The sequence below is a fragment of the Flavobacterium sp. Root901 genome (assembly GCF_001429765.1).
GTDB lineage: Bacteria > Bacteroidota > Bacteroidia > Flavobacteriales > Flavobacteriaceae > Flavobacterium.
Map to the genome: position 1 here is coordinate 149,114 of NZ_LMJB01000005.1, position 20,642 is coordinate 169,755.

At 34.4% G+C, this 20,642-nt stretch carries 17 protein-coding genes; 6 read left to right on the forward strand and 11 right to left on the reverse strand.

Annotated elements, in window-relative coordinates; all coding sequences use genetic code 11:
- Positions 1 to 86: 86 nt before the first annotated feature.
- Positions 87 to 617, forward strand: coding sequence for a hypothetical protein (locus tag ASE21_RS04350; protein WP_057121341.1), 531 nt, complete (start codon positions 87 to 89; stop codon positions 615 to 617).
- Positions 618 to 848: 231 nt separating this feature from the next.
- On the opposite strand, the gene ASE21_RS04355 is transcribed toward ASE21_RS04350, so the two are convergent.
- The 3 genes from ASE21_RS04355 to ASE21_RS04365 all read right to left on the reverse strand — a co-directional run bounded on the left by ASE21_RS04355 (position 849) and on the right by ASE21_RS04365 (position 2,758).
- Complete coding sequence (locus ASE21_RS04355; RefSeq protein WP_057121342.1) at positions 849 to 1,481, reverse strand: hypothetical protein; 633 nt, start codon at positions 1,479 to 1,481, stop codon at positions 849 to 851.
- 2 nt (positions 1,482 to 1,483) lie between these two features.
- Positions 1,484 to 2,155: a hypothetical protein gene (locus ASE21_RS04360; RefSeq protein WP_057121343.1), complete on the reverse strand. Its 672-nt coding sequence runs from the start codon at positions 2,153 to 2,155 to the stop codon at positions 1,484 to 1,486.
- Positions 2,156 to 2,314: 159 nt separating this feature from the next.
- Entirely contained in the window at positions 2,315 to 2,758 is a 444-nt protein-coding gene (locus ASE21_RS04365; protein ID WP_057121345.1) for a nucleoside deaminase, read from the reverse strand.
- Between the two features lie 62 nt (positions 2,759 to 2,820).
- Between ASE21_RS04365 and ASE21_RS04370 the strand changes: the two genes are divergently transcribed.
- Genes ASE21_RS04370 through ASE21_RS04380 form a run of 3 tightly spaced genes read left to right on the forward strand, consistent with a single transcriptional unit; the run spans position 2,821 to position 6,563 of the window.
- Positions 2,821 to 3,684 carry a hypothetical protein gene (locus ASE21_RS04370; protein WP_057121347.1) on the forward strand — a complete coding sequence of 288 codons (864 nt, stop codon included), beginning with the start codon at positions 2,821 to 2,823 and terminating at the stop codon, positions 3,682 to 3,684.
- 53 nt (positions 3,685 to 3,737) lie between these two features.
- Positions 3,738 to 5,519 (forward strand): 1-deoxy-D-xylulose-5-phosphate synthase, encoded by a 1,782-nt coding sequence (locus ASE21_RS04375; RefSeq protein ID WP_057122327.1) that lies wholly within the window; start codon positions 3,738 to 3,740, stop codon positions 5,517 to 5,519.
- A gap of 42 nt (positions 5,520 to 5,561) precedes the next feature.
- Positions 5,562 to 6,563 carry a DUF3078 domain-containing protein gene (locus ASE21_RS04380; RefSeq protein WP_057121349.1) on the forward strand — a complete coding sequence of 334 codons (1,002 nt, stop codon included), beginning with the start codon at positions 5,562 to 5,564 and terminating at the stop codon, positions 6,561 to 6,563.
- Positions 6,564 to 6,631: 68 nt separating this feature from the next.
- Here ASE21_RS04380 and ASE21_RS04385 read toward each other — a convergent pair whose 3' ends face one another.
- Both ASE21_RS04385 and ASE21_RS04390 read right to left on the reverse strand, forming a co-directional pair.
- Positions 6,632 to 7,978 (reverse strand): deoxyguanosinetriphosphate triphosphohydrolase, encoded by a 1,347-nt coding sequence (locus ASE21_RS04385; RefSeq protein WP_057121351.1) that lies wholly within the window; start codon positions 7,976 to 7,978, stop codon positions 6,632 to 6,634.
- Between the two features lie 85 nt (positions 7,979 to 8,063).
- Positions 8,064 to 8,525: an Lrp/AsnC family transcriptional regulator gene (locus ASE21_RS04390; RefSeq protein ID WP_057121353.1), complete on the reverse strand. Its 462-nt coding sequence runs from the start codon at positions 8,523 to 8,525 to the stop codon at positions 8,064 to 8,066.
- A 157-nt stretch (positions 8,526 to 8,682) separates the two neighbouring features.
- Here ASE21_RS04390 and metE point away from each other — a divergent pair, with 157 nt between their 5' ends.
- Positions 8,683 to 11,004 (forward strand): 5-methyltetrahydropteroyltriglutamate--homocysteine S-methyltransferase, encoded by a 2,322-nt coding sequence (gene metE / locus ASE21_RS04395; protein ID WP_057121355.1) that lies wholly within the window; start codon positions 8,683 to 8,685, stop codon positions 11,002 to 11,004.
- Between the two features lie 187 nt (positions 11,005 to 11,191).
- Here metE and ASE21_RS04400 read toward each other — a convergent pair whose 3' ends face one another.
- Positions 11,192 to 11,770 carry an outer membrane beta-barrel protein gene (locus ASE21_RS04400; protein ID WP_057121356.1) on the reverse strand — a complete coding sequence of 193 codons (579 nt, stop codon included), beginning with the start codon at positions 11,768 to 11,770 and terminating at the stop codon, positions 11,192 to 11,194.
- A gap of 145 nt (positions 11,771 to 11,915) precedes the next feature.
- Between ASE21_RS04400 and gldA the strand changes: the two genes are divergently transcribed.
- Positions 11,916 to 12,812, forward strand: coding sequence for a gliding motility-associated ABC transporter ATP-binding subunit GldA (gldA, locus tag ASE21_RS04405; RefSeq protein ID WP_057121358.1), 897 nt, complete (start codon positions 11,916 to 11,918; stop codon positions 12,810 to 12,812).
- A gap of 349 nt (positions 12,813 to 13,161) precedes the next feature.
- Here the strand turns inward: gldA and ASE21_RS04410 are convergent, their stop codons facing one another.
- The 5 genes from ASE21_RS04410 to metH all read right to left on the reverse strand — a co-directional run bounded on the left by ASE21_RS04410 (position 13,162) and on the right by metH (position 20,463).
- The gene (locus ASE21_RS04410) at positions 13,162 to 14,571 is read right to left on the reverse strand and encodes a pyridoxal phosphate-dependent decarboxylase family protein (RefSeq protein WP_057121360.1); all 1,410 of its coding nucleotides are present in this window, start codon (positions 14,569 to 14,571) and stop codon (positions 13,162 to 13,164) included.
- A gap of 90 nt (positions 14,572 to 14,661) precedes the next feature.
- Complete coding sequence (locus tag ASE21_RS04415; RefSeq protein WP_057121362.1) at positions 14,662 to 15,885, reverse strand: dicarboxylate/amino acid:cation symporter; 1,224 nt, start codon at positions 15,883 to 15,885, stop codon at positions 14,662 to 14,664.
- A 23-nt stretch (positions 15,886 to 15,908) separates the two neighbouring features.
- Complete coding sequence (locus ASE21_RS04420) at positions 15,909 to 16,562, reverse strand: class I SAM-dependent methyltransferase (RefSeq protein ID WP_057121363.1); 654 nt, start codon at positions 16,560 to 16,562, stop codon at positions 15,909 to 15,911.
- Positions 16,563 to 16,735: 173 nt separating this feature from the next.
- On the reverse strand, positions 16,736 to 17,692 hold the full coding sequence (metF, locus tag ASE21_RS04425) for a methylenetetrahydrofolate reductase [NAD(P)H] (RefSeq protein WP_057121364.1): 957 nt from the start codon (positions 17,690 to 17,692) through the stop codon (positions 16,736 to 16,738).
- 95 nt (positions 17,693 to 17,787) lie between these two features.
- The gene (gene metH, locus ASE21_RS04430) at positions 17,788 to 20,463 is read right to left on the reverse strand and encodes a methionine synthase (protein WP_082603437.1); all 2,676 of its coding nucleotides are present in this window, start codon (positions 20,461 to 20,463) and stop codon (positions 17,788 to 17,790) included.
- Between the last annotated feature and the right edge of the window lie 179 nt (positions 20,464 to 20,642).

The window sequence follows — 20,642 nt, forward strand, 5'->3', positions numbered from 1 at the left end:
ATCATTACTTATTTAACTTTTGTTGAAGATTAACAAAGATGGTGCATTAAAATATGCTATATTTCGAACTTTTAAGAATACAAAAAATGTCAAGCATTAATAGAAAACATTCTGCTGTAAATGAATCAATTACAAAGGACAAACCCGTAATTATATATCTTTTGTGTGCAGCAACATTTATTATATCACTAGGTTTTTTCGATTATTATGTTTTGCCGGCTTCAAAAACTACTGATGTAATAACTCATTATGCCATTCAAACTTCCGGAAAGTCCAAGGATAAGGTTTGTTATCATTATTACACACAGAAAGGTTTTACTTTTTCAACAGTAAAAAAATATATTGAAGAGAATAATATCGAAATTAAATATTCTTTATTATTTAAATCTGTAACAAGCGTGAAGTCTAAAACCAATGATTATACAAATCGGCTTTCTAATGGTTTAAGCAATAACGGAATTCTATTCTATTTTTGCCTAGTCTTTCTTTTTTCAATTGCAATAAGTTTGAAAATACTTATGTCCAAAAAAGGTTACTCCGAAAATACTTATTTCAACATTATTTGTTTTAATGGCTTTATGGTATTTGTATGTCTTTATATGATGTATTTGTATTAAAAGCACGTAATTATTTTTCTCCTTTTCCAGAAAAAATCATTTCATTGCATCAGCCAATTCATTGACCATAACGCCTTAAAAATAAATTAGTACTCAATTGCCGTCATTCGAAAATTAGTAGATATTGTAACAGGCATTGCCTGCTTTAGTAGGACCATTTATCCATTGAAAGTCTCAATAGGAATATCTTTAATTTTTTAATCAAAGAATTTATATTTATAAAAAAAAAAATTAAAGCTCTGTTCCAAGTTTAGATAAAACAGCATTCATTTCATCAAAATGCTCTTCGGAATTTGATGCATAAAACATTTGATTGCTGCTCATAATCACAATTACATCATCGTCATAATTTCCATAAAATTTAGCTCCTTCAACCCATTGCGTTAATGAAACTCCTTTGTTAGAAAAATTTTCGGTAACAAAATTAATTTCATTAGGTTCCAACTCATAAAATGTTTCACTTGTAAATTCTAAGGCAAATCCTGCTTGTAAATATGCCATTGCCGTAAAAAAATTTGTCAAAGTTTCTGTTTCCAGATTCCATTCTTTTTCATCATAACTCATATACACCGGCGGATTTGGTTTCGATAAGTCATCTTTACGAATTCCCCAAACACAAACATGTTGATTTTCGGTATAAAAAATCAGGTATTCATTAGTGGCGTAATTTGGCAAACGATCAAGGGTAACCAATGAATCCTGTGACTGATTTAATTCAAAAATTTTCCCTAATTCAGTATAATAGTCTACAAATGTTTGTGGAAGATTTCCCAAAGCATTTTTAACCATTTGCATTTCATCAACAGAAAAACCATTTGGCTCTGTAATATGAAATAGCTTTTTAATTGTTGAGAAATCTGTCATACTTATTTATCTTGATAAAAATTAAGAGGAAGTTGAAACAAAATGTTATCTCCATGAAATCTATTAATAACTACAATATTATTATTAATCAATTCTATATCTTTAAACTTATAATAGAAAATAATTTCATCTGGAGGAGTTGTTAATATAATTTGATTAAAAATTTCATTCCCTTTATCTGAAACAATTAATCGCAGCTCAAATTTATCAAGATCGATAGAACAATGGAGTTTACATTTTAATCCATTTTTTTTAAATGTTCTTTCTTTAAAAGTCCATTCATTTTTATAATTAAGGTTTTTTAATTCATCAAGCCAAAAAAATAATTCGGAAAGTGGTAATTTGTATACTTTATTGCATTCTTCTAACCCCAGCTTATATAATTTTGAATAATAATCTCCCAAATATTGTTTTCCTGTTTTTAGACATTCATCAATATCAAAATGAATTCCAACCGAAACAGCAGAGGAACTGTTACGATATACTTTTTCAGGATTGCTTTGTCCGACTACACAAACTCTGTTAAATCCTCCTGCATTAAATTTTAATTTTGCCAAATTTCGAGAAAGGTAATTCCCAATATATCTAGTCTGATATCTTATAAGTGACAAATCTTCTGGTCTATTTTGAAATTCTACCAAATCTGGATAAAGGAAAATATTTTTTAATAACATAATTTTAAAAAATATATTAGTTTAGATCGCTTAATCTAATTTTTAAAACTTCTACTTGTTCTTGAACCGCTTTAATAACATTTGAATCATTTCCCCACATATCGAGAAACCCCTAATCATCATCTGGCAAAGATATAAAAAAGTAAGAAATGTTTTAAACTATTTCCTTCTCTCCAGAAAAAAACGTTTCATTAAATCGGCAGCTTCATTGGCCATAACTCCGGAAACAACGGTAGTTTTAGGATGTAATTTTGTTCCCATATTTAAAAATCCGCGCTGTTCGTCGCGTGCACCAAAAACGATTTTAGAAATCTGGCTCCAGTACAAAGCACCTGCGCACATTTGGCAGGGTTCAAGCGTAACATAAAGTGTGCAGTCTTTTAAATATTTACCGCCAAGAAAATTCGCTGCTGCGGTTATGGACTGCATTTCGGCATGAGCGGTAACATCATTAAGCAATTCTGTTAAGTTATGGCTTCTTGCAATTACTTTATCGGCCACAACGATAATGGCTCCAACAGGAATTTCGCCTTTTGCAAAGGCTTCTTCAGCTTCCTGCAAAGCCTTTTTCATGAAATATTCGTCGGTGAAAGGATTTTCCATAATTGCAAAAATAGGATTTTAGAATATATTTTTTATTACATTTAAACTTTGATATTTGTATAATGGAAAGAAAACATAAAATCACTATTCCTGAACCGTGCCATGAAGACTGGAACAAAATGTCTCCAAATGGAAATGGCCGTTTTTGTTTGAGCTGCTCTAAAACTGTAGTTGATTTTACAGCGATGCTTCCTGATGAAATCCAGCATTTTTTTGTTCAAAATCAAAATAATAAAGTTTGCGCAAGGTTTAGAAAATCACAATTGGATAATGTTACCATTCAAATTCCGAATCGCGTTTTGTATGCACAAACTAATTATTACAAAATGTTTTTATTAGCATTGTTTGTCGCAATGGGAACAACTTTATTTAGCTGTCAGGATAAAGAAGGTAAAAAACAGAAAATTGATAAAATCGAAGTTGTAAAAGATACCGTTGCAGAAGAACAAATTATGGTTGGAGAACCTACAGTTAATTCAAATTCTGCAGGGAACCATTTACCTCCGCCTCCGCCTCCGCCAAAAGTTGATCATGTCAAGTTTGTAAAACCTACAAGCACCAAAAATGAAAAAACAAAATCTACAAAAGCCAGCACCAAAAAAACTGTAGAAGAACCTGTTTATAACAGAGGAGTTGCGATTGAAACCAATGCAGAATTTCCGGGCGGAATTGAACAATTCTATAATTATTTTGGAAAAGAATTTAAAAAACCTGAAAATATAACTACCAAAAATCTTAAAATCAATCTTGCTTTTGCAGTAGAAAGAAACGGATCTGTATCATATCTGCAATGCGCTCCTGCCGTGGATAATGCCCTACAACAAGAAATTATCAGAGTTTTAAGTTTATGTCCGAAATGGCAGCCGGGAGAATCAAACGGAAAAAAAATCAGGATGCAGTATTCTTTACCAATTGTATTGCAATAGATCTCGGCAATAAAATTAAATTTAAAAACCGTAAATTTGCTTTTTACCTTACAATGAAAAGCGATTTACTTTCGAACATATACAATCCAGCCGATTTACGTCTTTTAAAAGAAGAACAGCTTTCTGAGATTGCTCAGGAACTGCGTCAGTTTATTATTGATGTCGTTTCTGTAAAAGAAGGACATTTAGGCGCCAGTTTAGGCGTTGTAGAGCTTACAATTGCGCTGCATTATGTTTTTAATACCCCAAAAGATTTATTGGTTTGGGATGTTGGGCATCAGGCTTACGGACACAAAATCCTGACTGAAAGAAGAGAAATTTTTCATACCAACCGACAAATTGGAGGAATTTCCGGTTTCCCGAAAAGAACCGAAAGTGTTTATGATACTTTTGGCGTTGGGCATTCTTCCACTTCTATTTCTGCAGCACTCGGAATGGCGATCGCTTCTAAACTAAAAGGAGATTTTGAAAAACAGCATATTGCAGTGATTGGCGATGCTTCTATCGCAAGCGGAATGGCTTTTGAAGGTTTAAACCACGCCGGAGTTACAGATGCTAATATTTTAGTTATTTTAAATGATAATGCAATTGGGATTGATCCAAGTGTAGGTGCTTTAAAAAAATATCTGACTGCAGTTAAAAACGGAAAAAATCCAAAACAAAATAATATTATCAAATCGCTGAATTTTGATTATTCAGGACCAATTGACGGACATGATTTTCCAACTTTAATCAAAGAATTAAACCGATTAAAGAAAATCCAAGGACCTAAATTTCTGCACATTGTAACCACAAAAGGAAAAGGATTACAACAGGCCGAAGAAAATCAGGTTAAATATCATGCACCCGGAAAATTTGATGCATCGACCGGAGAAATTCATTTAAAATCTGAAGAAAATCTTCCGCCTAAATATCAGGATGTTTTTGGCTTAACTATTTTAGATTTAGCTAAAAAGAATGAAAAAATAATAGGAATTACACCCGCAATGCCATCCGGGAGTTCCTTAAAATTTATGATGGATGAACTGCCGGAACGTGCATTTGATGTTGGAATTGCAGAACAGCATGCTGTAACACTTGCAGCCGGAATGGCAACACAGGGCATGGTTGTGTACTGCAATATTTATTCGACATTTTTACAGCGTGCCTATGATCAGGTTATTCATGATGTTGCATTGCAAAATTTACCGGTTATTTTCTGCCTCGACAGGGCAGGTTTGGTTGGCGAAGACGGAGCAACACATCATGGCGTTTTTGATATTGCCTATTTACGTGCTATTCCAAATATGATTATTTATGCGCCAATTAATGAAATTGAGCTTCAGAATATTTTATATACTGCTCAGTTAGGTCTTGATAATCCGATCGCAATTCGATATCCGAGAGGGCGCGGTGTTTTGCCAAATTGGGAAGTAGAAAATTTCGGACATTATACAAAAGTTAAAATTGGAGAAGGATATTGTTTAAAAAACGGTACAAAAACAGCTGTTTTATCTACAGGAACAATTGGAAATAATGTTATTGAAGCTTTGAACGAATGCACCAATCCGGAAACGATTGCTCATTTTCATTTTCCTTTTATTAAACCACTAGATACCAACTTGTTAAATATTATTTTTTCAACTTTTGAAAAAATAATTACCATAGAAGATGGTGCAAAAAAAGGCGGTTTTGGAAGTGAAATTTTAGAGTTTGCCGCAGTAAATAACTTCAAAAATAAAATTGAAGTTTTAGGTATTCCTGACCAGTTTATTGAGCATGGAAGCGTGCCGCAGCTGCAACAATTGTGTGAAATTGACGTTAAATCTTTAATAAATCTTTTTCAAACGGTGTAAAATAATTATTTTGCAACACCAAAAAAAAATAAAATAAGCCTAATGAAATTATTACGTTCTACCCTTTTGCTGCTGTTGCTTTTGTGTTCTTCAAAAAACTTTGCACAGCTTATACAAACGACTTTAGATCCAAATCAATTACCAAAACCGCCTTCAAATTGGACTAAAAAAAATCAATTAGGTTTTGACATTTCAGAAATTGCTTTTGTAAATTGGAGTGCCGGGGGAACAAGTTCTATTTCAGGTTTGTTTAAAGGCGAATTTGGCCGAACTTTTGTAAAAGGAAATCATAAATGGGTTAACGAACTCATTGTAAAATATGGTTTAAATAAACAAGACGGAACAGAACTCAGAAAAACAGATGATGCTGTTTTAGTAAACTCAACATACGGATTTAGAAAAGATACCATTTCAAACTGGTATTATTCGGCTAAATTTAATTTCAACACCCAGTTTACAAACGGTTACAATTATCCAAACCGTGATATTGCTATCTCTAAACCCTTTGCACCAGCTTATATCTTTCTGGGAGCCGGAGCGGAGAATTCTAACAAAAAGAAAAACAGGACTTTTTATTTCTCTCCTATTACGTTAAAAACTACTTTGGTTCTTGACCAATATTTAGCAAATCAAGGTTCTTTTGGTGTTAAAAAAGCAGTATATGCACCAGATCCTTTAGATCCTAATAATCAAATTTTAATTCAGGAAGGCCAAAAAGTAAAAGCTGAGTTTGGTATCCTTTTTACTGGATATATGAAAAACGAAATCTATAAAAACGTTTTTTATGAAAACAGATTAAGCTTGTATACAGATTATTTAAACCGATTTGGAAATGTCGATGTAGATTACGATACACGTCTGGATCTAGTTGTAAATGCGTATGTTAAAGCAAATATTGGTGTTCATTTAGTTTATGATGACGATATTAAGACCAAAAAAGATGTTGTTGATCCAGTAACTGGAAATACTTCTCAGGTTAACGACGGACCAAGAGCACAGTTACGCCAGGTTCTGGGAGTTGGTTTAGTTTATGCTTTTCAATAATAAATACTATCATAAAAAAAGTGCCTGTAAACAGTTACAGGCAGTTTTTTTATGATGTAAATTGAGAATTAATTCTTTTTTCGCCCCTGAATCATTTCATATAATTCTAATGCATTTCCGTCTGTTAAAAGCGAAACATAATGACAAATATGAAGCAGACGTTCGTATAAGTTCCCTTTTTCTAAATGATGTTTTTCCGGCAGCATTTTCAGGATTAATTTATCATAATTGGATGCTGTTCCATCATATTTATTATTAAATGCCGTGATGAACTTATCCAAAAGCGTTTGAATGATTTGGTAACCTACAATTTCTTTCTCCATCACTTCCCTGCTCTGATAGATTTTTTCAACACTTAAGTTGATAATGTCATCCATCTGCGCTTTATATTTGCTTTTATCTGTTAAAGCAAAAGGGAAATTCCCAGCCAGAATTGCTTCTTCATTTTCGACAAAAACATCAACAGCATCATTAATTAATGCACCAATTGCCAAAGCACGCAGATAACTGATTCTGTCTTCTTTAGTTTCCAGTAATTTGTATTTTGCTACTCCAATATTATCTTTTACTAGTTTAATTAAATATTCTAGTGCATAATCTTCAGAAACGAGCCCTAAATTTATTCCGTCTTCAAAATCGATAATAGTATAACAAATATCATCAGCGGCTTCTACTAAATAAGCCAGAGGATGTCTTTCAAATCCAACATCGCCTTCTTCTTTATTTGGGATCATTCCCATATCTTCGGCAACTTCTTCAAAAAACAATTTATCAGACTGAAAAAAACCATATTTCTTATCCGCAATATTATGGGTTGGTTTTTTCGGAAGACTTTCTTTAGGATATTTCATAAAAGCCCCAAGCGTTGCGTATGAAATTCTAAGCCCGCCTTCAATTCCGGGGCGGCTTCCTGTTAAAACAGAAAATCCATTAGCATTTCCTTCAAAATCAATTAAATCCTGCCACTGCTTTGCTGTTAATTTGTCTTTATACTTTAACCCCTTTCCGATGGAAAAATATTCCCCAATTGCTTTTTCTCCTGAATGTCCAAAAGGCGGATTTCCAATATCATGCGCTAACGAAGCTGCAGCAACAATCGCCCCAAAATCGTTCATGTGATAACCGTGAATTTCTTTTAAATAAGGATATTTTTCGATGATTTTTTTACCAACCAAACGCCCCAAAGATCTTCCTACAACAGAAACTTCTAAACTGTGTGTTAATCTGGTGTGTACGAAATCTGTTTTAGAAAGTGGAATTACCTGAGTTTTATCCTGCAAAGACCGAAATGCAGCCGAAAAGATAATTCGGTCATAATCAACTTCAAAACCTAATCGTGTATCATCTTGTTCTACACGTAATCTTTTGCTTGTATCGCCCTGACGTTTTAATGATAAAAGTTGTTCCCAGTTCATTTTTCTGTTTTAGATTGTAGATTATTGATTTTAGATTGAGGATCTAAACATCAAAAATACATTTTATTTTAGGATTTTATAGTGATTAAAACTCTAATGCCGTGCTGTGTTTTATTTCTCCCATTACAAAAATACTGTTTGTATTTCCTATGTTTTCTATAGTAGACAACTTATTCATTACAAAATCCTGATAACTAGCCATATCCTGAACTAAAATTTTGAGCATAAAATCGTAATCTCCTGCTATATTATAACATTCTATAATTTCCGGAAGTGCCACAATATCCTTTACAAAATTGCTCCCTACATTTTTTGCATGCTCTTTTAGGCGGACATTACAAAAAACTGTCATTCCGCGGTTCATTTTTTTCTTATCCAGGAGCGCCACATATTTAGTTATGTAACCGTCCCTTTCCAGTCTTTTTATGCGTTCATAAACAGGCGTTACTGTAAGAAATAATTTACTGGCAAGGTCTTTTGTATTGATATTGGAGTTCTCCTGAAGGTATTTCAATATCAATAAATCGGTTTTATCGAGGTTTTCCATAGTTTTTTTTACGGCTAAAGGTTTACTTTAAAGATATTCACAGTAATTAAATCTTTTTAAAACTGATTTTAAAATACATTTTACTGAAATAATCGTCAAATATAAGTTATAAAATCTAATACAATAAATTTGTTCAGTAAAAAATACTGAAATAAAAATGAGAACAAATAATTTAGGTTATCCAAGAATTGGCAGTAACAGAGAATTAAAAAAAGCCAGTGAACTGTATTGGGCAGGAAAAATTTCGGCAGAAGAATTAATTGAAACCGGAAAAGACATTCGCCGCAGAAACTGGCATTTACAATCAGAAACCGGAGTAGATTTAATTCCGTGTAATGATTTTTCTTTTTATGACCAGGTTTTGGATCTGACATTGACAGTTGGAGCTATTCCGCAGCGTTATCATGAACTGGCAAAAACAAATTCATCTCTTGATTTGTATTTTGCAATGGCAAGAGGAGCACAAAAAGACGGTCAGGATGTTGTGGCAATGGAAATGACAAAATGGTTTGATACCAACTATCATTATATTGTTCCTGAATTTACAAAGAACCAAAAATTCGAGTTGTTTTCAGAAAAAATAATTGATGAATTTAAGGAAGCAAATGCGCTGGGAATTGCAACAAAACCTGTTTTAATTGGACCGATTTCTTATTTGCTTTTAGGAAAAGAAAAAGAAGAAGGTTTTAACAGAATTGATCTTATTGATGCTTTACTTCCTGTTTATTTTGAAATTTTTGAAAAACTGCAGGCAGAAAACGCAGCTTACATTCAGCTTGATGAGCCTTTTCTTGCTTTAAATCTAACTGATAAAGAGCGAAATACTTTTACACAGGTTTATAATGAAATCAATATTCGTTTTCCAAAACTGAAAATCGTTTTAGCCAATTATTTTGATTGTTTTGGAGAAAATCTTGAAACGGCTTTGGCTTTGCCGGTAGACACTTTTCATTTAGACTTAGTTCGCTGTCCGCTTCAGTTAGATGATATTTTAGAATCCGGAAAACTGGCTCCTAATGTAAATCTTTCGCTGGGAGTGGTTGACGGAAGAAATATCTGGAAAAATGACTTCAAAAAATCCTTAGAATTAATTAAAAAAGCAACTGATGCATTAGGTCAGGACAGAATTCTAATTGCTCCATCGTGTTCTTTAATTCACAGTCCGTGCGATTTAGATCTGGAAACAAACGATCAGACACTTACGCCTGAAATTAAGCAGTGGCTTGCTTTTGCCAAACAAAAAATCAATGAAATTGTTCTTTTAAAAGAATTTGCTTCGGGTAAAATCGATGTCAAAAATTCTGTTGATTACGAAAGAAACGTCATTGCAAATAACAATCGCAAAACATCAAAATTAATTCATAACAATGATGTAAAAGCACGTGTGGCAGGTATTACAGCTGCTGATGACAAACGCAAAAGCGCATTTGCAGCAAGAAGAAAAAGTCAGGTTGATGCCTTGAAACTCCCATTATTTCCAACCACAACAATTGGTTCTTTTCCTCAAACTGCCGAAGTGAGAAGCTGGAGAGCAAAATTTAAAAAAGGCGAATTAACTACTGAAGAATACAACGATTTAATCGAAAAAGAAACCAAAGATACAATTCGTTTTCAGGAAGAAACAGGGATTGACGTTTTAGTTCACGGAGAGTTTGAGCGCAATGATATGGTGGAATATTTTGGAGAACAGCTTGACGGATTCACGTTTACCAAAAACGGATGGGTTCAAAGTTATGGAAGCCGCTGTGTAAAACCTCCGGTTATTTATGGCGACGTTTCAAGACCAGTGCCTATGACGGTAAAATGGTCAAAATATGCACAATCCTTAACTTCAAAATGGGTAAAAGGAATGCTTACAGGGCCTGTTACCATATTGCAGTGGTCATTTGTTCGTAACGATCAGCCGCGCTCTGAAACTTGTACACAAATCGCTTTAGCTATTCGTGACGAAGTTGTCGATTTAGAAAAAGCAGGAATCAAAATCATTCAAATTGATGAACCTGCCATTCGTGAAGGTCTGCCGTTGAGAAAAGAAGAATGGGCTAAATATTTAGACTGGGCTGTAAAAGCATTTAGAATTTCAGCAAGCGGTGTTAATGATGATACACAGATTCACACGCACATGTGTTACAGTGAATTCAATGATATTATTCAAAACATTGCTGATATGGATGCCGATGTGATTACAATTGAATGTTCGCGTTCGCAAATGGAACTTTTAGATGCGTTTGCCAACTTTAAATATCCAAATGAAATTGGACCCGGAGTTTACGATATTCACTCGCCGCGTGTACCTTCAAGCGCAGAAATGGTTCGTTTACTTGAAAAAGCTTCGGCGGTAATTCCGGTATATCAGTTATGGGTAAATCCTGATTGCGGTTTAAAAACCCGTCACTGGGATGAAACCAAAAAAGCCTTGATCGAGATGGTGGCTGCGGCTCAGGAAATGAGAGTTGCTGTAGAAACTCCTGTGAATTAATAGTTTTCTTTAGATATATTTTTGTTTTTTATGTCAGCTTAGTGGAGTCGGAAGTTAGTTATGATTTAGTTTCGACTTCACTTTTGCAGGCAGTATAATTATTAGAATTTCAGGATTTTATTCTTCCAAAATACAAAAAAAGCACCCCATTTGGAGTGCTTTCTGAAATTGAATATATAACGTAAGATTAGAAGTTTTTAGAAATTCCAATGTTAAATGTTTTTCCAAAGTTGAAGTTGAAATTACTAACATCCGGACCGTTATTATCATAACTATATGTATCATAACCTAAACCACCAATGCTGAAGTTTAAACCGAAACCTTTTTTCATGTTAATGAAAAGAGCCGGAGTAATACCAACATACATACCATCTGCTTTGTATTTAGTGTAGTTTGGTCCAACATAATCTTTTTCTGTTTTGTTTTGGAAACCAGCTCCTAAATCAGCAAATACAGAGAATGTTTGGTTCAATGGCACAGTGTAACGTACAAAAGCACCAAATTTAAACTCATTTGTTTTGTACTCATTTACTCCCTGATCATTTTTTGAAGAAGCTACAGTCAATTCACCCCCTACAGTCCAGTTTTCGTGAAATTGGTAACCAACTTTAGGAGAAAAACTGAATTCATTGCTTTTTGTTTCAGAATTTGTGTATTCAACCGTTTCAGAAGAATATCCGATGTTTCCACCTACTAAGATTGTTCCTTTTTGAGCGTTTGCAAAACTGCAGACAGCCAATGCAGCCATCACTAAAATTTTTTTCATAATTTGGGTTTTATTTTATTTAGCATTCCTTTAACAATAACAATGCCGTGAATACTGGGCTTTATGTTTTTTTTATAATTACTTTACAAGATAAATTTTAGCAATCGAGACTATTTCTGTTTACTTTTGTAGCAAATAAAAAGTCATGTCAATAGAAGTAAACAGTATATCAAAAAGTTACGGAGAGCAAAAAGCTTTAAACGAAATTTCTTTTAAAATTGAGAAAGGAGAAATCGTTGGATTTCTTGGCCCAAACGGAGCAGGAAAATCTACCTTAATGAAAATTTTGACCACTTATTTATTGGCCGACAGCGGCTCAGCACTTGTAAATAGTCACGATGTCATGACAAATGCAAAAGCAGTTCAGCAGTCGATAGGGTATCTGCCGGAACATAATCCGTTGTATTTGGATTTGTATGTTCGTGAGTATTTGGCTTTTAATGCCGATGTTTATAAAGTTCCAAATTCAAGAATTGAAGAAGTAATCCAACTGACAGGACTGACACCGGAAAGTCATAAAAAAATAAGTCAGTTATCAAAAGGATACCGTCAGCGTGTTGGCCTGGCGAACGCTTTACTACACAATCCGGATGTTTTAATTCTGGATGAGCCAACTACAGGACTGGATCCGAATCAGTTAATGGAAATTCGGAATGTAATTAAAAATGTAGGTAAAGACAAAACGGTTTTTCTTTCAACACACATTATGCAGGAAGTAGAAGCAATTTGTGATCGTGTCATAATTATTGACAGGGGACAAATTGTAGCCGATAATAAATTAAACCATTTGATTGCCGCAAACAAAGAACAGGTTATTGAAGTTGAGTTTGATTATAAAGTTGAAGAACAGCTTTTAGCCAAATTAGAAAACATTTCTTCATACAAAAACACGCATGACATGACTTGGGAATTGACTTTTATTACCGAAAAAGATATGCGCCCGGCTATATTTGATTTTGCTGCTGAAAATGGCTTGAAAACACTCCAGCTGAATCAAAAAAATAAAAACCTTGAAGCTGTATTTAGAGAAATTACCAAGTAATTTTTAATCTCAGTTTTTTAGTTTACACTAATAGAAACCAATTTATTCTTATGGATAATTGGTTTTTTTATTTTAATCCTTTTTCTTTTCAACACTTTTCTTCCTCTGTATCAAATACTTCTATTTGATACAACATAAATATCATTTTATTCACAATTTTTATTTAGACTTGTTATAAATAATATTATATTTGTGCATGCCAATTCCTGAATGGAATATATACGCAAATGAATTTTAAGCCCGGCTTTAAATATAGATTGATTTCAATCCTTGAAACTTGTTTTTTTGTTTTTTATTTTTTTTTTGAAAAAAGAGCCTGCTAATTTTAGTCAGGCTCTTTTATTATATTTTATAGATTTAAATCTTTAAGAACTTTTTTCATTTCTTCCATTACGATTCTGATGTCATCTTCTGCCGTACGCCAGTTTACAAACGAAGCCCTGATTCCTTTACGGTTTTGGTAAATTGTTGGTGTCATAAATACTTTTCCGGTATCATTTAATTTCGTTAAAAACTCACTCACTTTATCCTGATTTTCATCTCCTTTTAATGTAAAACAAACATTATTTAATCTAATTGGTGCCATTATTTCAAAGCTTCCTTCCTCAATAAGTTCATTGCCAAAATGAAGTGCCAGTAAAGTGCTTTTTTCAATTATATCACAAAAACCTTCTTTTCCGTAAGCTACTAATGAAAACCAAACCGGCAGTGCTCTCAATCGGCGGGAGTTTTCAGGGACAACATTTAAATAATTAAAATTTTCCAGCGGATTACCTAAATAAGGAGCATTTGAATTTTGAAAAGTTTCGATCTGCAGGCTCAAATGTTCCTTTTTAATTAAATAAAAAGCACTTTCGTAAGGAACGTTAAGCCACTTATGACAATCAATTGTAATACTGTCTGCTCCTTCCCATCCTTTTACAAAATGTTTGTATTTTTCTGAAACAGCCGCAAATCCTCCAAAAGCCCCATCAATATGCCACCAGAAATTGTGTTTCTCTCTTAATTTTGAGATGGCTTCAAAATCATCAAAATCGGCTGTATTTACAGTTCCGGCACTCGAAATTAGTATGAAAGGTTTTCCGTTTAAAGTTTTAATTTTTTCTTCTAAATCGACAATATCCAAAGCTTCTCGATTTCCTTCAACAGTTTTTACAACGGTATAATTCTGACTTCCAATTCCCAGCATTGACAATGATTTTATAGAAGAAGAATGAGGTGTTGCAGTTAAAATATGAATGTTTTCTGAAATTCCGTTTTTAGCAAAATCTTTTCCAAATTGTTTTCCAAACCATTGTCTGGCAGCTCCCAGACAAGTAAAATTTGACATTGTTGCCCCTGTTACAAATCCGCCTACAAAAGAATCCGGGAGTTCTAACAGCTGGAGGACTAAATTAATGGTTTCAAATTCTATTAATGCCGAATTTCCGCCCTGAGAACTTACAGATTGTGTGTTTTGATCGTAAACAGATGCCAGCCAATCGCCCACAATAGATGCAGGAGTTGATCCTCCGGTTACAAATCCCCAATAACGCGGACCAGGAGAAGAAACCAATAAAGGCGCTAATCTTTCATTAAACTCTTTTAAAGTTTCTTCTGATCCCAAACCTAAATCATTTAAAATACGTTTTGGATCAATTTTATTAGTATTTGAAGTTGGAATATCTTCAAGGTTATTCAAAAAATTAATTCCTTGTTGCTTTGCTTTTTCTAAAATATTTTCAAGATCGTTTAGATCTTGTTGTAATATTGAATTCATAAGTTTATGGTATTAGTTATGTTCACGCAGATTGCGTGTATAAAAATAGATTTGAATTTTGGAATTTGGTATTTAAAAATTCTTTTTAAGCTACCACTTGGTTTTTTCTGACAATCTGGAAACCATCATAGAACAGATTACGTCTCCATTAGCATTTAATAACGTTGCAATTGGGTCGACTAATGTTCCTAAAATCATAGCAACCGGAAGCGCTTGCTCCATCGGAAAACCATAAACGGTAATGGCTAAGATTTCACCAATATAACCTCCGTTTGGAATTCCGCCTTCAACAATCGAAACAATTACTGTAATCCCTAATGCCAGAAGAATGGTCATAGGATCTGTGAAATCTTTTCCAAACATGGCAAACAAAAAAGTGATTTTTAAAATGGATGACATGCTCGAACCATCTTTGTGCAATGGCGCTCCAAGCGGAATAACCAAATTACGGACGTGCGATGGAATACCCATTTTTTGTGCTGCATCCAGATTTGCCGGAATTGTTGCAATACTGCTGCAAGTTCCAACTGCTGTTAGTGAAGGTGTAATATTATTGCTCCAAAATACTTTGAAAGCTCTTTTTCCGCCCGCAGCAAGCGCATACAAACTAAAGAATACAAAGAAATAAAAGATACAAGCGGCATAATAAACACCCATAGGTTTTGCATAAATGCCCAGCAGCTGCGGACCGAAAATTCCAACCTGATACGCAAAATAAGCACCAAGACCAATTGGTGCCAATTTCATTATAATATTCAAAAGCTGCTTCATAACTTCATTTCCTGAATCCAGAAAACTCTTAAAAGCATTTCCTTTTTCGCCAGACTGTAAGGTTGCAAAACCAATTAAAAAAGAAAAAATAATTAAGGCCAGCATGCTTTTTCGGGACAATAATTCGAAAAAATCATTTGCTGTGAGCAGTTTAGTAATTTGATCTCCAACTGATCCTGACTCAATTTTTTCAACTGCAACCTGCGTAATGGCAATATCCTGATGAATTGGAAAAAGATAAACAGCGCAGATCATTACAATTGCTGAAATCAGAATTGTCATTAAAAATACTAATACCATTATAATAAACAGTTTTCCTAATCTTTCTGTTTTTTCCAAATTAGCAATCGAAGAACCAATGGTAAAAAAGATGAGCGGAATTATGGTCGTAAAAAGCAAGTTTAGGAAAATGTCACCAAGTGGTTTTATGACTAAAACTTTTTCTCCAAACACTAAACCAAAAACACTTCCGATTATAATACCGCCAAGGAGTAAAAGTATACTGCTGTAATTTTGAATAAAATTGATTTTTTTAACTTCCATATTCAAACAAGTATTTCTTAATTTTATTTCTCCAGAACAATAGTGGTAAAAGCTCTGTCGGCTAATTCACCCGTTTTGCTTTTTACTTTTTCTGTCTGCGTTTCTGTGTATACAATTTTAAAAGGCGTTTTTTTAACCAGTTCCTGTGCTTTTTCTGTACTGTATAATTTGAACTCAAATTGCGTAAAAGGGAGTTTCTTCATGAAATCTTCTTCGGCAAATGTTAAGCAGAAATTTCCATTTGGTTTTAAAACTCTGTAAATTTCTGAAAGTAATTCTTCTGGCTTTTGCCAAAAATAAATAGTGTTTACCGTGAAAATTTTATCGAAAGATGCATCTTCAAACGGAATTTTATTTCCGTCATAAAGCGAAAAGAAAGCTTGTTTTTGAGAAACAAAATTCCTGTTGATTTGGCGCGCTTGCTGAAACATTAACTCAGACATTTCAAGTCCGTAATATTTTAATTCCCCGCCTTGTTCAAATAAGAATTCAACATGTCCCGCATTTCCGTGCCCTAACTCAAGAATTTTATTTGCTGTTGATATATTTAGATTTTGAATAGAATGGCGAGTCATATTGATGTTCGTTTCGTTCATCATATTTGCCATTTCGATTCCTTTTTCTCCGGAAGGATGTTTTAATTGAGAGGCTATGGCTTGTAATTCTTCTTGTTTCATGGTACAAAAATTTAAACTTCTAAATTAAACAAAATCCAAATTCCGGCCTTTCCAGTATTTTTTGTCATTTCTACTCAGGGAAAATCTTGTTGCTAAATATACAAAGATTAATACATTGCGGATTTACTCGCGAAGATTTTTCCTGAATAGAAATAATAAACTATATCTAAAAGCTAGAATACCTGACTAGCAATCTGACGAATATTTTCAGATTTTCCCATTGAATAATAATGTAAAAACGGAACTCCGGCAGCTTTTAATTCTAATGACTGCTGAATTGCCCATTCGATGCCGACTTGTTTGATTTCAGCATTATTTTTGCATTTGTCTACAGCATCAATTAAATCTTCAGGAAGATCGATTCTGAAAATCTGCGGCAATATTTGTAAATGTCTTTGAACAGCAATTGGCTTGATACCAGGGATAATTGGAATTGTAATTCCCATTTCTCTTGCTTTTTCTACAAAATTAAAATACTTGGCATTGTCAAAAAACATTTGTGTTACCACATAATCTGCCCCTGCATCCACTTTTTCCTTTAATCTTTTTAAGTCTGATTGTAAAGATGGTGATTCTAAATGTTTCTCCGGATAACCCGCAACACCAATACAGAAATCTGCTTTATTATCTACATCCATTACTTCGTGAAGGTATTTTCCACAGTTCAAATTGTTGATTTGTCGAACCAAATCAATTGCATAGTGATTTCCACCTGCTTTTGGTGTAAAAGACTGTTCGTCTTTCATCGCGTCTCCGCGAAGCGCCATTACATTATTGATTCCCAAATAATGACAATCAACCAGCATATATTCTGTTTCTTCTTGTGTAAAACCGCCGCACAATAAATGAGGTACGGTATCCACATTATATTTATGTTTTATAGAAGCGCAAATTCCAAGCGTTCCCGGGCGCATACGAGTCAGTTTTTTATCCAGAAGTCCGTTACCGCGATCGATGTAAATGTATTCTTCACGAGAAGTGGTTACATCAATAAACGGTGGTTTAAACTCCATCAAAGGATCGATGTTATCGTACAATTCCTGAATGCTTTTTCCTTTTTGAGGCGGAATAATTTCAAATGAGAATAATGTTTTTCCTTTTGCGTTTTCTATATGTTCTGTTACTTTCATTATTGGTATTTTGTTTCAAGTTTCAGGTTTCAGGTTTCAGGTTTCAGGTTGCTGTAGAGAACTTGAAACTTAAAACCTGAAACAAAATAAACTTTTTAGTCTGCTATATTAGGGTTTAACCATTTCATGGCATAATCAGTTGGTACATTTCTTCTTTTAGCGTAATCTACAACCTGATCTTCTTTTATCTTTCCGAGTCCGAAATATTTACTTTTTGGATTTCCAAAATAATATCCCGATACTGATGACGCAGGCCACATTGCCATACTTTCTGTCAGCTTTACTCCTGTTTGTTTTTCAACATCTAATAGTTTCCAAATTGTGGGTTTTTCCAAGTGGTCCGGACATGCAGGATAACCCGGCGCGGGACGGATTCCTTTATAATTTTCTTCAATCAGATCTTCTTTAGATAATGTTTCTCCCGGATCATAACCCCAGAATTCCATACGCACTTTTTCGTGAAGATATTCGGCAAAAGCCTCCGCAAAACGATCTGCCAATGCTTTTACCATAATCGAATTATAATCGTCCAGATTTTTCTCGTATTCTGCAGCCCATTCGTCGACACCAAAACCAGTTGTTACGCAAAAAGCTCCCATATAATCATCTATTCCACTTTCTTTTGGCAGAATAAAATCTGACAATGCAATATTTGGAGCGCCTTTTGTCTTTTGTGACTGCTGACGAAGCGTTAAAAATTTCTCTAAAACTTTTCCGTTTTCATCACGTAATTCAATATCATCGTCATCAACCTGATTACAAGGAAAAATTCCGTAAATGCCTTTTGCTGTTAGCTTTTTCTCTGCTAAAATTACCTTCAGCATTTCCTGTGCATCTGCAAAAACAGAAGCGGCCTGCTCGCCAACAACTTCATCTGTTAAAATTGCCGGATATTTCCCGAACAATTCCCATGTTCTAAAAAACGGTGTCCAGTCAATGTACGGTACCAGAACATCTAATTCAACTTCAATAGTCTGAGCGCCTATTACTTTTGGTTTAGTCGGAGTATATTCACTCCAGTCCAATTGTAACTTATTTTTACGGGCATCTTCAATACTTAAGAAATTCTTATCTCTCGAACGATTTAAAAATGTTTCTCTAAAAGCATCATATTCTGCACGAATATCGCTTGCATATATTTTTCGGTTATGGTCTAATAAGTTTCCTGCAACAGTAACCGCTCTCGAAGCATCGTTTACATGAATTACGGTTTCCCTGTATTGCGGTGCAATTTTCACGGCTGTATGCGCACGCGAAGTCGTTGCTCCTCCAATCATAATTGGGATTTTAATGTCTTGTTTGTCTAATTCTTTGGCGAGATACACCATTTCGTCAAGCGAAGGTGTGATCAGCCCGCTTAAACCGATAATATCAACATTATGTTCAATTGCAGCCGAAATAATTTTTTCCGGAGGCACCATAACACCCAGATCTACAATTTCATAATTATTACACGCCAAAACTACCGAAACGATGTTTTTTCCAATATCATGAACATCACCTTTTACGGTTGCCATCAGGATTTTTCCGTTTCCTTGTTTATCTCCGGCTTGTTTGCTGGCTTCAATAAAAGGCAATAAATAAGCAACGGCTTTTTTCATTACTCTTGCCGATTTTACAACCTGTGGAAGGAACATTTTTCCGCTCCCGAACAAATCCCCAACGACATTCATTCCGGCCATTAAATTGATTTCGATAACTTCGATTGGTTTTGCAGCTGCCAAACGTGCTTCTTCAACATCTTCTTCAATAAAAGCATCAATTCCTTTTACAAGCGAATGTGTAATACGATCCTGAACAGATCCCAAGCGCCATTCCTGAATGGTTTTTTCATCACTTTTTACTTCACCTTTTACGTTTTCTGCAAAATCCAAAAGTCGTTCTGTGGCATCGTCGCGTCGGTTTAGAATTACATCTTCTACGTGTTCTAATAAGTCTTTCGGAATATCATCGTAAATCGTAAGCATCTCCGGATTTACGATTCCCATCGTCATTCCGTTTTTTATTGCATGATATAAAAAAACCGAATGCATCGCTTCACGAACCGTATCATTTCCTCTAAAAGAAAACGAAACATTACTTACTCCTCCGCTGATGTGCGCGTGAGGCAGGTTTTCACGAACCCATTTTGTCCCTCTAAAAAAGTCAATGGCATTTAGACGATGCTCTTCCATTCCGGTTGCAACCGGGAAAATATTCAAATCGAAGATGATATCCTGCGGCGGAAAATCAACTTTGTTTACTAAAATATCATACGAACGCTGACAAATTTCCACTCTTCGATCGTAATTATCTGCCTGACCTACTTCGTCAAAAGCCATTACAATTGCCGCCGCTCCGTAACGTTTTATTAATTTGGCATGATGAATGAACGCTTCTTCTCCTTCTTTCAACGAAATGGAGTTTACAACGCTTTTACCCTGAACCACTTTTAAACCTGCTTCGATAATTTCCCATTTTGAACTGTCGATCATAATAGGCACTCGTGAAATATCCGGTTCTGCGGCAATCAGGTTTAGGAATTTGGTCATGGCATTAACACCGTCCAGCATTCCTTCATCCATATTAATATCGATAATCTGTGCTCCTCCTTCTACCTGCTGTCTTGCAATGTCAAGCGCCTCATCATACTTTTCTTCCTTGATTAGTCGAAGGAATTTTCGCGAACCCGTTACGTTTGTACGTTCTCCAACGTTTACAAAAACGCTTTCCGGTGTAATAATCAACGGTTCTAATCCTGATAATACAAGGTCTCTTCTTTTTTCAGTCATTTTTCTTAAGGTACTAAGTTCCTAAGGTTCTTAGGTTCTGAGTTTTTTTATTCTTTATTTCTTTCCACAAGTTTTCAAAACCTTGTAAATTTTATGTTTAATATTTTGGGCGTGTCCCAAGGGCCGGGCTATTCGCTGCAAGTCCTCGCTCTTCCTTCGTCAGGCTGTGGGCTTTCCAC